The organism is Methylicorpusculum sp. (genome assembly GCF_030651835.1).
Lineage (GTDB): Bacteria > Pseudomonadota > Gammaproteobacteria > Methylococcales > Methylomonadaceae > Methylicorpusculum.
Map to the genome: position 1 here is coordinate 1 of NZ_JAUSBX010000046.1, position 13860 is coordinate 13860.

The 13860-nt window shown below is 47.2% G+C and carries 9 protein-coding genes; 1 reads left to right on the plus strand and 8 read right to left on the minus strand.

The genetic code is table 11. The features are described 5' to 3' along the window. Window positions 1–97: 97 nt before the first annotated feature. The 7 genes from pglX to Q7V32_RS05870 form a co-directional block, all read right to left on the minus strand. Window positions 98–3649 carry a BREX-1 system adenine-specific DNA-methyltransferase PglX gene (pglX, locus tag Q7V32_RS05840; RefSeq protein ID WP_304896040.1) on the minus strand — a complete coding sequence of 1184 codons (3552 nt, stop codon included), beginning with the start codon at window positions 3647–3649 and terminating at the stop codon, window positions 98–100. Between the two features lie 150 nt (window positions 3650–3799). After that, entirely contained in the window at window positions 3800–5470 is a 1671-nt protein-coding gene (locus tag Q7V32_RS05845) for an RNA-binding domain-containing protein (protein WP_304896041.1), read from the minus strand. Between the two features lie 9 nt (window positions 5471–5479). Then, entirely contained in the window at window positions 5480–9016 is a 3537-nt protein-coding gene (brxC, locus tag Q7V32_RS05850; protein WP_304896042.1) for a BREX system P-loop protein BrxC, read from the minus strand. An 11-nt stretch (window positions 9017–9027) separates the two neighbouring features. After that, window positions 9028–9618 carry a DUF1788 domain-containing protein gene (locus tag Q7V32_RS05855; protein WP_370691425.1) on the minus strand — a complete coding sequence of 197 codons (591 nt, stop codon included), beginning with the start codon at window positions 9616–9618 and terminating at the stop codon, window positions 9028–9030. Window positions 9619–9635: 17 nt separating this feature from the next. Further along, complete coding sequence (locus Q7V32_RS05860) at window positions 9636–10229, minus strand: DUF1819 family protein (RefSeq protein WP_304896044.1); 594 nt, start codon at window positions 10227–10229, stop codon at window positions 9636–9638. Between the two features lie 17 nt (window positions 10230–10246). After that, window positions 10247–10450, minus strand: a complete 204-nt coding sequence (locus Q7V32_RS05865) for a helix-turn-helix domain-containing protein (protein WP_304896045.1) — start codon at window positions 10448–10450, stop codon at window positions 10247–10249. A 388-nt stretch (window positions 10451–10838) separates the two neighbouring features. Then, window positions 10839–12284, minus strand: a complete 1446-nt coding sequence (locus tag Q7V32_RS05870) for an integrase domain-containing protein (RefSeq protein ID WP_304896046.1) — start codon at window positions 12282–12284, stop codon at window positions 10839–10841. Between the two features lie 30 nt (window positions 12285–12314). Between Q7V32_RS05870 and Q7V32_RS05875 the strand changes: the two genes are divergently transcribed. After that, window positions 12315–12623: a hypothetical protein gene (locus tag Q7V32_RS05875; RefSeq protein ID WP_304896047.1), complete on the plus strand. Its 309-nt coding sequence runs from the start codon at window positions 12315–12317 to the stop codon at window positions 12621–12623. A 108-nt stretch (window positions 12624–12731) separates the two neighbouring features. Here the strand turns inward: Q7V32_RS05875 and Q7V32_RS05880 are convergent, their stop codons facing one another. Next, on the minus strand, window positions 12732–13694 hold the full coding sequence (locus Q7V32_RS05880; protein ID WP_304896048.1) for an FAD/NAD(P)-binding protein: 963 nt from the start codon (window positions 13692–13694) through the stop codon (window positions 12732–12734). Window positions 13695–13860 lie beyond the last annotated feature (166 nt).

Below are 13860 nucleotides of genomic sequence, written 5' to 3' on the forward strand. Positions count from 1 at the left end.
CGAGCAAGAGCGTGAAGAAGAACGTTACGAGCAACTAACGCTCTTTGGGCAAGCAAATCCGCCTTTAGGCGGTCCATGAACATGCCCCTTTGAGGGGCTAACAGATATAAGCCCCCGGCTTTGCCGGGGGTGATTTAACTTTAACGCCGTCATCCAGATCGATGTCGATTTGTTGAGTGGCCAGCGGGTACAGGACCTCGCGCTCGTAGGCTGCCAACTCCGCGATGATTTTATTGATCTTCTCGATTTCCTTCAGGGCTTTGGTTTTCTCGCTCTGGGTGGCACTGGCACTGATGCTGACCGCTTCCAGATGATTTTTATGGGCAGTGAGTTTGGTGCGGAACTCGCGCAGGTAGTCGTTGAGTACCACGCTGACCGTATCCGGGCGGTAGCGGTGCATGTAGATCAGTGCATTGAAGCTGCCTTTCGGGCTTGAAAACAACCAATAAATCGGACGCTTCTTGTAGCGTTTGATGTGGTCGTTATAAAAATCTTTGATGAAATACTGTCCGATTTTTTTACCTAACGATGCTTCGATAAAGGTTTGATTTTCTTCGTACTGTTTTTCACCAAAACTCACCCGCAAAAATTCACGGAATCGCTCTGATAAATCGTCTGAAAACCAATCGCCGTCTAATATCGGCAGCACGTTATTTTCACAAGGCGTTAACGTTGGTTCAGGGATTTGTTTTAAATAATCTTCTAGCGTTTCGCCTTGACTGGCTAAAATCAAGCCCGTTTTATCGAGCGAATAACGCCCAAACAAACAACCGACCGCGTAAGAAATAAAATCGCGGCAATCTTTTTCGCGGTCAGCGCGAACCAACGTGATTTGCTCAATTGGCACGTCGGGCGACAATTCGTCTTGCAAGCCGTAGGCTTCGATGAACAGGCGGTTGTTTTCTTCTTCCAAGCGTTGCATTTCGTCGATGACGGCGCGGTTTTGCGTTTGCCATTGCTCAAAAGCGGCTTTTAAGGTGGGTTGTTTTTGGCGAATCAGCGGGTTTTCGGTGAAATCCCATGAGGTTTCGTAATTGTTCCAGTCGGTTTTTGCTAACTCGATTGCTGTTTGAATTGTTGAAACATTGACACTTAAAAATACATCTTCTAATGCAGGGAGGCTGGCATAATTTCCCACCTGAAAGTGCATTGTTGGATTTAGTGTTTTTGCAATCCACTGCACAACTTTAGAATTACAAAAAGCTAATACACGCATTAAAACAGCTTCATCTTCAGATTGAGCAGACATTCCAGTCACGTCATAAATGAAACCATTTGGAAAATATCTAAAACTTGCTATTCCTGATGTTATATCCGACCAGCTTACTGATGAGTGAAAATAAGAATCTATATTCTGTGGTCTTGAACGTAATTTTCCTTTTTCATCAACGAAATTTCGTATTTCTTCACCGTCATTTTTCCAATTTACAATGAAATCTTGATTTCCATACCATTTACGACACTCGCCTCCTTTGTTGTATGGAAACCATTTAGCACTTGAATTTTTTGCTTCTTCACGACTTCCTATTCCAAAGCAAATAAGGTTCGTTTTTACTTCATGCCATAGCCTTATAAAACGTTCATTGCTACCTGTTTGCAATCCAACAACAGCATTTGCTATCTCGTTTAAATTAGAATTTTTTGCAAAAACATTTCTTACATCATCACTCACCCAATAAGCCACAGGACTACCTGAAATCTTCTTGAAATCATCGGGTTTTGCGTTGTAAAACCAGCCGCAGTTTGAATTTTTAATGGCTTCTATTGTTTTGGGTGCTTGGTTTTCGTGTCCTTTGAAATCCGATAATTTAATGTAACTGCCTGTGTAATTTGGAATGTGAGTTTTGTCGAGCGTGAAAGTACAAATTGGAACGGTTGCACCGTCAAAACCTGAGTATTCGAGTTGAATTAAACTTGTTAGCGTGGCGTTGTCAATAAAATGCGTTCGCAATTCTTCATAAGACGAAATAAACATCCAAACAAACGGCGACATAAAACCGAGTTGTGCGGTTTCTTTTGCAAACGCTAAATTCCTAATCATCGAAGCCGAAAATAGGTCTTTTTCAAATCCTTTGTAATGTTTTTTCAAATAATCTTTTAACAACGGATTCAGATATTTATTGCCCATATACGGCGGATTGGCGACAACGGCATCGAATTTCATCGCTAAAATGTGGGCTTGTTGAAGGTAAGGTTGTAAGGTTTTCGCGGTATTTTTTTGAAACGAATCGCCGTTGATTTCTAAATTTTCTAATTGCGCGAGTAAATCGGCTAACGGTTTTTCATATTTTGTAGGCACTTGAATTAACGAACCGAAGGTTTTTGCTTCGACAAATAACGGTAAAATTTCAGCCAATAGCTTGTATTCTTGACGGTTAATTTCGTCGGTTAAATTCAGTTGTGGTTCTTCAAATAACGAACTGGTTGCGCCGATTTTGCCTTCTTTGTACAAATCGAGTTTGTGCCAAAGCTGCGCTAAATTTAATTTTTCAGTGGATTGCAAAGACAAAATGTTGAGTTTTGGCGGATTGACAAAAATGCGTCTGTCATCGGCTCGCGCTTTCATCATCAAGGCAAACGCGGCAAGTTGCGCGGCTCTGTCGTCGATGTCTAAACCGTAGAGATTTTTTTCTAAAATTAAACGCGGAATGGCTTTTGGTTCATAACCTTGCTCTTCATAAATGCCTTTTAAAATATCGTAGGCTTCAACCAAAATATGACCTGAACCGCAGGCGGGGTCTAAAACGGTTAAGGTTTCAGGATTTAAAAACTGACCATCGAGCGCGATGCGAGATTGAATTAAAGCGTTGAGTTTTTCTTGAACGTCAGGTGATTGCTCGGCGGGTTGAATGTAATAATCTAAGTGGCATTTTTCTTTTAAATGCGAATGTGGATTTGCCATTAACCACAAACGTCCGATGCTGTTTTGCACCAAGTATTTCACAATCCAATTCGGTGTAAATAATTGCGTTGCGGCGGGAATATCTTCACTTTGAACGACTTTACCAATGACCGCGTCTTTCTTTTCGCTGATATAAAACTGATACAACCAACCAATGACTTCAACATTTTGGCAAGTGTCGGGCGTCATCGATTCGCGGGTATAAGCCAAAATCGAATTACCCGACAGCAAATCATCGGGCATTAATAATTCGGTGTAGTCCTCAATCCGCTGAAACAGGAACGGCATGGATTTGTTCCAGTAGTTACACGCAGCGACGACCAATAGCCGATAGGCTTCGCCTTGCGGATCGCGGCTGGGCACTTTGCCATCGAGTAGCGAAAAGATTTGCTGCCGAATCTTGTCATGTACCATCTCCTCATCTATATGGCCCATCTTGGCTTCGGCCAATATCTCGGGCTGGAATTGCCCAGGATCAGCCGGAGAAACAATGCCGACACGGTTGTAGCGGTTCAAATCCATGAAGCGCAGCGCACAGAAGCGGTTGAACCACGTGTAGGCTACGCGCTCGATCACCTGGTCTTTACCGTCATCATGAATCGCACGTTCTAATTTCTTAATGGCTTGGCCGCTTTCCCGGCGGGCGGCACTGTCTTCGGCCAATACTTGCTTGAGCTTGGTTTCGATTTGTTCCTTAAGGCTGCGGCGGGCGTATTGGGCAAAGCGTTTGAGTTTGGCGGTTTCCATTATTTTTCCCTTGAACCACGAATAGACACTAATCCACACGAATCATTTTTAACCACGGAAGACCCTGAGAACATGGGAGTGATACTTGCCTTACACGCTTTTATGCGCGGACGCATAAACCAACGCATATATTTGCGTCTGGCGCATAAATTAGCGCTTGCGCTCATAAATCGCTCCTTTTCGGTCTCCGATTTGATCAATCTCGTTATGCTTCTTTAAGCGCGCAAGGAGTTTGTACGCCTGGTCTCGGGTAAGATGGCATAAGTCCATGACATCTGCACGTTTTATGCTGCCGTGCTTGTCTATATAGCTGAGCACCATTTGTTCCTGTTGAATGGAGTCAAAGCCCACCTGCCTTACATAGGCGGCCTTTTGGTCAGTATGGCGGTAGAACTTGACACTCAGCGTGTAGCTCCGGCCACGGCCTGATCCATGGGCCTCGACCAATCCGGCTTCGACCAATTTTTCAATCGTTGCGCGAACTATAGGCTCTGGTTTTTGAATTATTCCGGCAAAGCGGGCAGTGGTTAGGCGACGTTCGTTTCGCAAGCGCGAGAGAATAATCAGTGAATCAATGGGCATGTCACCGCGCTGGTCTTCCTGGGTAATAACCATTTTCAAGAAATCGAGGTCGGCATCAGACGCCGCCATCCTTACCGAAACCGTGTAGGGAGACGACAGGGTGTAATCCGGCGCTGGGCGACCATAGCGCAACATGCCTTCGAAAATACGGTCAATCCCTCGCCCGGTGCGTTCCGCCAGTCCGATGCGTTTGATGATATCCGCCAGCAGCGGGTTACGGGAACGGGGATCGACGACTAATAAGTTATCCAGGGTAACACCCTCGACGAAGCCACCAGGACTGCTGATAGCGAGACCCTCGTCGTCCAGCTTGACATGCACGGCACCCAGGCGACTGTAGTCACGATGAACGAGTGCGTTGACGAAGGCTTCGCGAAAGGCGCGACGATCGAAGTTAGGAATGGGTACCCGAAATAGGCCAACCTGAATCTCTTCCTCGCTGACCCGAGCCCGGAACAGTAACTCTAATTCTTCGAAGGTTTCCAACAGAGGTTTACGGAAAAATTCGTTGACCTGAACGTCGGTGCCGCGCAACACCTGAAATGCAACCTCATGAGCGGGAAGATGACGTCTCAACTGAATTTCGCTACCCAGTAGCAGCAAGCCCGCTACTGTTGGAATCCTCCGGCCACTATCATTGACTACCAGACCCAGTGCGCCATCCAGCTCATTATCTGCCAGGGGCAGCAAACTCTGATCACCCCCGTATTTTTTGATGGCATTACGAATACGCAGTCGCTGCAAGGGGTCAAGTTCTTCAACGGCGACATCGATCACCGGCATGGCCGAGGGGTCGGTTAGTCCCATAGCAGACTGTCGTTGAATAAATTCATGGGGATAAAACGGCACCGCTTCGGGCGTGCCATCCAATTTCAGGCGACGACGCTGCAGAAGGCCATCCGAGGTGGAGACCAACTGCCTGGACTTTGGCACAGTGATACGTCCGATGTAATAACCTTGTATCTCACAGCGCTCAACCCGGACAGCTATGGCTGGATTGGTTTTGTTGGCGATTAGGGCGGGCAGACTTGCAAGATTTTTATGATTGGAATGCAAGCCAGTAATATCACCGTTATCTTCCACGCCAAGCAGCAACTCGCCCCCTTCGGTATTGGCCAGAGCAACCACAGCGGCAATCAGTTCGCGGTCGGGCAGACTTTTGAGGTCGCTTTTGAACTCAAGTGTCAGGCTTTCACCTTGACCGATGAGTTCAAGAATTTGGCGCTCGGTTTCATTCATGCGCAGCTCCTAGATTTGAATCCTTTTGCCTTTGCGGATTTCTAAAAGCAAAGCTTCACGCATGGATTCCAGGTAGCGCTCGACATCGGTTTCGTCAGCCAGCCAGGCTTTATCAAATGTAACATTGATATGACGCGAGGCAATATATTCCGGTCTTGGCTCTGAAATAGGTTTGTCACGATCACCTTCAGACAAATCGGTTGACTTCGCACTAGGGGCTGGTTTGGGCGCTGTTAAATCAATTAGCTTAGTCAGGAGTTTTTGGTAACCCTGCTCCTCAAAATAACGCAAACGGTCGTTGATCACTGCAATCAGGCTTTGCTGTTGGATATGTTCAATCAACTCCTGATACGGGGCATCCAGTTCGGCCATTCTGACGTCGGGTAACTTTTTATATTCTTCCTGCCCTTGCATACGTTGCTGCAAGGTTTTAAGTTTTTCAATGGCCTGAGAACGAACCTCTTCAACTAGCTTATCGATTTCCTGGGCCAAAGCATCGAGGTCACTTTTTATTTGTTGAATACGATTGCCCTTGAAACAGGTTGGATCGTTCAGTACTGATTGAATCGAGGCCGGAACATCGCTTATCACGTAGGCAAAATTAGGCTCTTGCGTTTGCACAAATGTGCGCGCGTCATCGAAGATGGCTTTTTGCGGGCCACTCATGAACTTACGGATGGGATCGATCACGCCTTCCTTCATGGCCAGCAAGCTGTCTTCTTGTCGAGCGAGTTCGGTCAGATACCAGGTGTAGGGCTTGCCGTTCAGCTCTTTGAGCTTTTCAAGCACTGGATTGAGTGCGCTCAAGAAAGGATACCGGGCTGTCTGAGCCGCTAGCGGTATGAGTTGTTGGGTGAGTTCCTGGAATGCCTCAGCGGTTTCATTGCCAAGGGCTTTGGCTTCGCTGGCACGGGGCGGGGTATCGAAGAAATCTTCATAAAATTCTTTAAGAACTCGTAGCTGCGAGGCGGTGAACTCAACCTGGGGTTCCAACACCAAATTGCCATGCCCATGGGTATTACGAAGCGCTCGCTCCAATTCGTTTTCTTCAAGCAGATTGCCGTCGGTGCGTGCCTCGACTTTTCCTCGGGCACAGAGGTTGGCCAGGGTGCACAGCACGGCGGCGTAATACCAGCCATAAGGTTTACGCTCAAACCTTTCCAGCAGACTTTTTAACGTGGTACGGACACCGCCTCGATTATTGCTCTGGATAAAGGCCAGCAGTTCTTGTTCCGACTCGGCCAGCGAGGTGACATCATTACCGAATAGACCGTCTTCGGCGTATTTAAGGCATTTGGCGATGTCATTTTCGGTGTAGTTAATGCCACGCAGCATCCGCAAATTGGGATAGACGCGGGCAACCAGTTCATGGAAGCCCCGCAATACTCGGGTTTGAGCGTCTTCCGAACCGATCTCGATTTCGCTGCCGGCTACGAACAATTTAGCCTTGCCCATGAGCCGTTGAACGCGCTGCTGAATGTCGGCATAGCGTTCCCGGTTCTGGAAACCTTTGTCATTGAGGATGCGTTTAATCGCCTCCTGTTGGGTAACGGAGATATTTTGCCGAATATACTTTTCAGTGCGTTTGTACATCAAAATATCGCGCACCAGGCGATCATCCGAGGGCAGAACCAGCAGGAGTTCGTCGCGGCCATAAGCATGCATGACCAAAGCCGTTTGGTTGTCGGCATGCTCGTGAAATGGGCTGATGACATGAATGCATAATTCATATTCGCGTCCAAACAATCGCTCGTCTAATTTACGGGTGAATGCATAATCCTGCCCGCTCGTTTTCTGATCAAGGGCGTCATAACGAAGCTTTCGCTGCTTTAAAACATGGTCAAAGACAATTTTTTCAAGTTCTGAGGCGACATCCGTCGTTTCAACCTCGGTATTTTTGATCTCCTCTTCGACGTCTTTTTCTTCGTCGGTCAGGTAATCGTAGAGCTCGCCATTTCGCTGCACATAGGTCTGCTGCTCAAGTAAATTTAGGGCTTCTTCAACCCGTTTTTTAAGCACGGGTAAATCTTGATTAAAGCTCTCCAGCATCAGGATGCAGAGATTGCGTAGGGTAGGTTTGAATTCCTTGACGTATTTGACCAGGAACAAGGTCTTTAAAAGGCGAATGGCAAAAGGATTGTCGAGATTGTTCTCGGCCAAAATAATGGCCCGCTGGATTTGGGATTTTAATGCCGAACGTATGCCTTCAAACATCAAGTCGAAGGTCGCTAATTGGCCAATCTCGTGTTCTTCAATTTGAATGGCTACTTGCTGAAATACCCCCAGCATGGAACGTTCGCCTACCGAGCTGTGCTTGCCTTCAAAAGCGTTGTGCAAGGACAGATTTTGAATGGCCGATTGAAACAGCGCGAATTGGTAGGGAATAAAAGGATAACTGTGAATGAAATGATCTCGATCCAGATAATTTCGGTAAGTGACCGAGCCATCGGCAAAGTCAAACAGGGTTTTAAAGTTGTTCGATTGCGCGTGGTAAATGTTCGACAATAGGCCAACGCCGGCCTCATTCTTGGTCAACAAGCGCTTTTGGATGACTTCCGCAACATCGGCACTGGTTAACTTCATGCGATTGGCAAATCGCGCCTGAATTTTGGAGAAGTCATTACCTTGCTGTTTGCCCATTTCCCCAACAACTGTGCCCATGTCTTCTTGAGCGGTCACGATGACCCAGGCCCGGCCGCGGCATTTGGTCGCCAGGCTTTCGGCGATGGTTTGCAGATTCGTCATCAGCTTGACGTTGTCGGCGACGTATTGACCCACTTCGTCAACGAAGAAATTCAGGCGAAAGTCGGGCGCTTGCCGTTCGATATAGGCATAAACTTGATCAGCAAAATCTTCGATGGAAAGACGATAATCCTGCCGGCATTTATCCAAAACATCCTTTTGATTTTGTTGCGTGACGCGATTGAAAGCGTCATCGACAAAGGATGAAACACGCGCAGGACGGCTACATCCCCAGTTCCAATCATTACCTGCCAAGTCAAAAAATGCCTTTTTGAAATCATCGAGAAGGTTATCTTTATCCAAATCACGTTCAAACTGGGCTATGTAGGCTTGCTTTCCGTAATATCCGCACATCTCGTCAAACACTTTAACGAACACGGCCAGGAGGGCATCGATCTGGGTCTTGCTGATGACATCCGCTTTCTGATCAATGTTGAATAAGATACTTCTCGAAGGGATGCTAATCGCGCGCTTGAGATCGCCCCTTAGAATTTCATTGTCACCGCATTTTGGCAGAAACAATTCAAGAGCCGAGCTTCCGTCAATTTGCCGGCCCTCCAAAAGCAGAGCCAGCATTTTTAATAAATGCGACTTACCCGATCCAAAGAAACCGGATACCCAAACACCATTTGCCCCTTCATAGTTGTTGTAGGCATCTAAAAAGGACTCGAGCCGTTTTTCGACTTCGTTGGTCAGCACATATTCTTCGATTTCAAGGCGTAGACTGGCTTCATCATCGGCTTTGATCACCCCTTCGATTGGGCGATTAACGGGCTTATGAAAAATGGTTTTAAGTGTTGTCACGATTCCCTCGTTTATGCTTCGCAGTGAAAGATATTGAATGCCCGGTAATACTTGTCGTCGTGAAGCCTTCCAAAAAGATCCAGCGAGGCACCCGACTCTAACGAATGAGTGTAGGATCCAGGGAAAAAGAGCACGGTTGGCTTTTCTTTGGCGGTGCTTTGCAAATTATTTAAAACGTTATGTGAACGGATGTAAGGGAAAACTTCGCCAACACCCGTAAGGAAAAGTACATCGAATTCAGCATTTGCAATCATTTCTGCGATTGCCGGGATGAGCGCGTGCTCAACACTTAGGATACCTTGGAGTTCTTCTTGAAGTTTTGGTTTGGTCATTTTGGCTTCATTTTCGATAATCCATTCGAAATCACCTTCTTTTTTAAGCATCTCAATTGAGAGATCGTAGAGGTTGATTTCCAGTATTCGAATGCCGATTTGTTCCAAACGGTTAACTAGCTGCCGCTGAAGTCGTTCCATTTCTACGGATTCTTCGGGTTTAAAAGGACATATGAAAAAAGGCACTTCATTGCCAAGCCCCTGTTTTTTCAAAAAGCGTTGACCGGAGATTACAGCGAAAAGATGTTGAAACCTGTCTTGCATTACCATTTTGGCTGCGTCCTTGTTCATCGTGCCATTTCCTTCAAATTGGATTCGAACAGCGGGAAATACATGATTTCTCGCCTATCAGTTCGGCAAATCGCCTCAATCAAATCCGGGCTAAGGGTAGCCGCGTTGATCAGATGACTTTCAGTTAATAAATCGACCTCACGGAGCATTTTGAAAAGTACTTGCCGCAATTTGCTTTTGGTTGATGGCTGAATTTCGTCAAGCTCGGCATGCCATTCAGACTTTCGATTAAAAAAGGCGTCGAAATCGATGGGGTGCAAATCGGATTTTAGGGTGATAAAGCGTTCTCGGATGACTTCAACTGCAAAATCCGCAATGAATCTGTACCGACGACAAACCGCCAACCAAAGCAGGTAGGCTTGATCCTGCCTGTTAGCCTCAACGAGAAAGCCCAACTCTTGACGGCTCAACGTTTTTAGGCGAGAAATGATTTCTCGGCAGATTCGTTTTGACGTATTCAAGGTTCTTGCCTGCAAAACGTTCCGGCGGATCATTTCCTCTCGTGTTGCATCCCATTCACCTAAGTCAAGATACAGCGCGGCAAACTTCAACGATTCCCGGTGAAAAAGACCGCCCGTTGTAAATGACATGCTGTATCTAGCGTTATTCATTCCTGGTCCGAATTCCTTTTAGTGTGTTCCGCTGCACCCCCGGCCTCAATCCAGGCATCAACCTGCTCTTTCTTAAATTTCCAAAGACGACCAACACGATGAGCAGGCATCGATTTATCGTTGATCCACTTATAAACCGTATCCCGTTTTACACCGAGGTAATCACAAATTTCTTCTACGGATAACCACCTGTCTTCCATCGTCTTTCACTCGGCATCGAATTTGAATGGGATTTATGTGAATTTATTATAGTACGAAACAGTAATAGAACAGCTTAAATCATTAATAACGGTTATAAATCGGCAGAAGAATTTCAGAAAGGGGAAGATTGTTTTTGGCACAATCTTTAAAGGCTTTTTGAATCATATTCTTTTTTCCGCTTGGCACCGCGTAATATTAGTCTGGCTCTTATGACCTTCTGGCTAGGTATCGAACCAATCCTTCCTTACCAACGACGAATCGGCGATTAAGCCGGGCGAAACAAACACCTGATAGAATCAGTGCAGGTTTTGATCGAGATCGTGACGTTCCCGATAGATGCGGTTTATGGCAGAGTAAATCAAGCATTGCGAAGTTATTGGTTTGCCGTTAGGCCAAGAACTCTGACTCATGGCTGCCCTTTCCGGCGCTCTCAGGTATGATTGACTCTACTTCCAGCCGATCTTTTTGGCCTTGACGTTTAAACCAAAATTTCTTAACGATGCGATCATCGCGAGGGAATAGGTCCAATTTACGCCATATCAATCCGGATAGGATAGTCAACATGATAAGGTCGTAACTTGCGGTCTCCGGCAATTGTTGTGTCATAAGTTGGATGAGTTCGCTCTCTGATATGTCGTGAAACTCAGGGCTGCTTTGTGCCTGTTTGAGAAAAAGAGCTCGGCGATCTGGCTCAGGCAGAATGGCCAAATTCCATGCGGAAACGCCTAAAGAAATCAATCTTTCGTATTGTGCGTCAGTGATGTTAGCAATTAGGTAAGGCTCACATAGCACTTGTAACGCTTCTGATAATTTGATGCCGTAATTCTTTAGTGCCAGTTTGGCATTTCTTTTCATCTCTTTATTGCGGCTGGCTTTGCCCATATGCGGCCAGCCAGCTTCAAGCGGGCAGGGGGCTTTAACCAGTTCCCGGTAACGCATTTGCGCATACGCATGCCGTTCTGAATGAAAGGCAAAGCCATGGCTTCTGGCTTGCTCATAGCATTCTTTCCGGAATTTAACGTAGCTCAGTTGCTGATCGGGTATCATCGAGTTTCCACATTGCAGCGTCAGCGCCGCCTTCAGCACGCCTATCCCGTGGTCATCACACGGCACTTGCCGACGACGTCCGCCTTTTGTGCCCGCCGTGATGACGATAAAGCCGAATTTCTCCGCTTGCTTTAAAGCCGCTTTCGGATTCAATAGGCAGCTCTCTTTGAAGCGCAAGCCAAAGGTTCTCTGTAGCGCCAGTAAATGCGCCAGGCGATCGCCGAGGGCCTGTTGAAGATGACGATGCCGGGTTTCCGAAAGGGCTTTAGTGTGCCGGGGGATGAACTGCCTGCGTGCTATGCCGCAGTCCAACCCCGGCTTGACCGTTTGCCAGTCACCGTCCGTGGCCAGTTTCATCACGCAATTTACAGCTGACAGATAATTCTTGGGCGACGAGGCGCTGCGGTAAACCCCGGCAGTCAGTTGGCGTTGCAGATGCTGACCGTAACCGATCACGAAGTCTCGGCTGACCGCCTCCATGGTTTGAATGCCGTGGGCCTGGGCATAGGCACAGAACAAACGCCAACGGTCGATGTAATCATCTTGCGTTTTAAACCCATTGGGCGAGCGTTGCCGCAAGACGAGGCGGCCGGCATCAAAGAGCTTTCGGCTGCCTAGGCCATAGTTGGGCATGGGCCAGCGTCTGGGCTGAACGAGGCCGCTCCCCGCCTCAGAACCGGCGCCGTGAAATCGGGCACCGCTGGATGGATCTCCTGCACAGTAACTCCTTAAGTCATTAACATGGAATAGGGTCTGATCAAGACAAGCCCACCTCAACACTGTCATAGGCCCATGGCGGTGTTGAGGTGGGCCGGCGTGTCCAAAACTACTTATTTTTCGTCGCGAGCAGGCGAACCGGCTCACAGAGAGACCGCAGGGCAAGCTGCCATAAGGTCTCCCGATGCCACTTTTTCTACGGACACAGTTCTCGCGACGGTGAGCGATGGATGCAAGAGACTGACCTTTCTGCAAGGTGTAGAAACAGCACATCAATGCGCACTTTTTGTTACTCGCGGTGCGCAGCGAGTCATGGTTGTTTTCCTATACCAGGGGGTGTCATTCGGACTGGCGTCCAACAGCGACGACAGACAACAGTTGATCCTCAAGGAAATGGCAACTGCGTGACGTTAAATCCCAGCTTTTCCTCACAAAAAAGAGTGCGTCCAGGTTGTTAAGTCACTGAATTTAATAATGAAGTTTTAAGGTTTTGACCCGGAAATAAAATGTCTATGTCTAAAACGCATAAAAAAAATAAGCGGTGCAGACCCCCGCAAGGGCAGTGCTGGACTTGAGCAAAGCAGAGCTTGATCGGCTGGGATAGCCGGTATTGCCGGATAACCCTTGGGGAAAACCGGATAAGCAATAGGAATTACCACCCGGAAACACCGCGACATCCGAAAATTCTGCAGCAAAAAAGTTAATGCCCGCCGCTGCGGATATTTCTTTAGAAGAGCCAGCAAATGAGGAATAGCAATAATGTTCAAGCAATGTGGTTAGATGCGATGGAAGGGCGGTACCGACTATTCTTTCCAAATGGCTGTAGAAATCTTCCTGGTCGAGTTTGTTGATATAGCGGCGTAGAGCGGCATCTTGGGTCGGGTAGTCAGGAAAGGTATTACCGCCCTCGGTAATGAACGACATAAAATAATCATATAGCCTTTTATACGTGGCTTGATGATTGGGTTCTGAGTTACCTGACCAGAAGTTTTCGATCAATTTACCATTTATAACGACATTGCTTTCGCTGCCGCTCTTTATTGTCCAATCATGGCTAATGCCAAGGTCTTTGAGGAGTTTATAGAGTCCTGAATCCTGCTCGGGCTTGATTAAATAGGCTGCGCCGATTGAGTATTGCAAGCCATTCCAGGCTTCACCCTTGGCGTTACCGCCAAAACGGCTGGCCTGTTCCAAGATTACCGGTTTTTTGTCACGCAATAAGTAAGCACTCATCAACCCACTCATGCCACCCCCGATGATCACCAAATCTTCTTTTCGAGTGGGTTTTGGCCATCCTCCGATAGATTCAATATACGCGTTTTTATGCCACAGAATCTGATGAGGTCGTGAAAAGTCATCACCTGTAAATAATGAGTGATCGTTAATCGTCCTTTCGATGGGACTGATCATGGAAAAACCTTCGCTTTCCGAAGGAAGAAGCTCTTTTCCTGCCCATTGGCAAGCCGGTAACAAAGGCATCAACGGGATCAGTCCAAGCCCTTTTAACCTAAAAAGAGCGGTTGAATCCACTAAGCAGGCGCTGACAGGCATTCCGGCGACTGCAATTGACGCCCCTTGAGATACTTAACCAGCGCTAAACTCAAGATTCGGTACCAGCGCTGGATCGCTGTCAACTGCTCCGCAG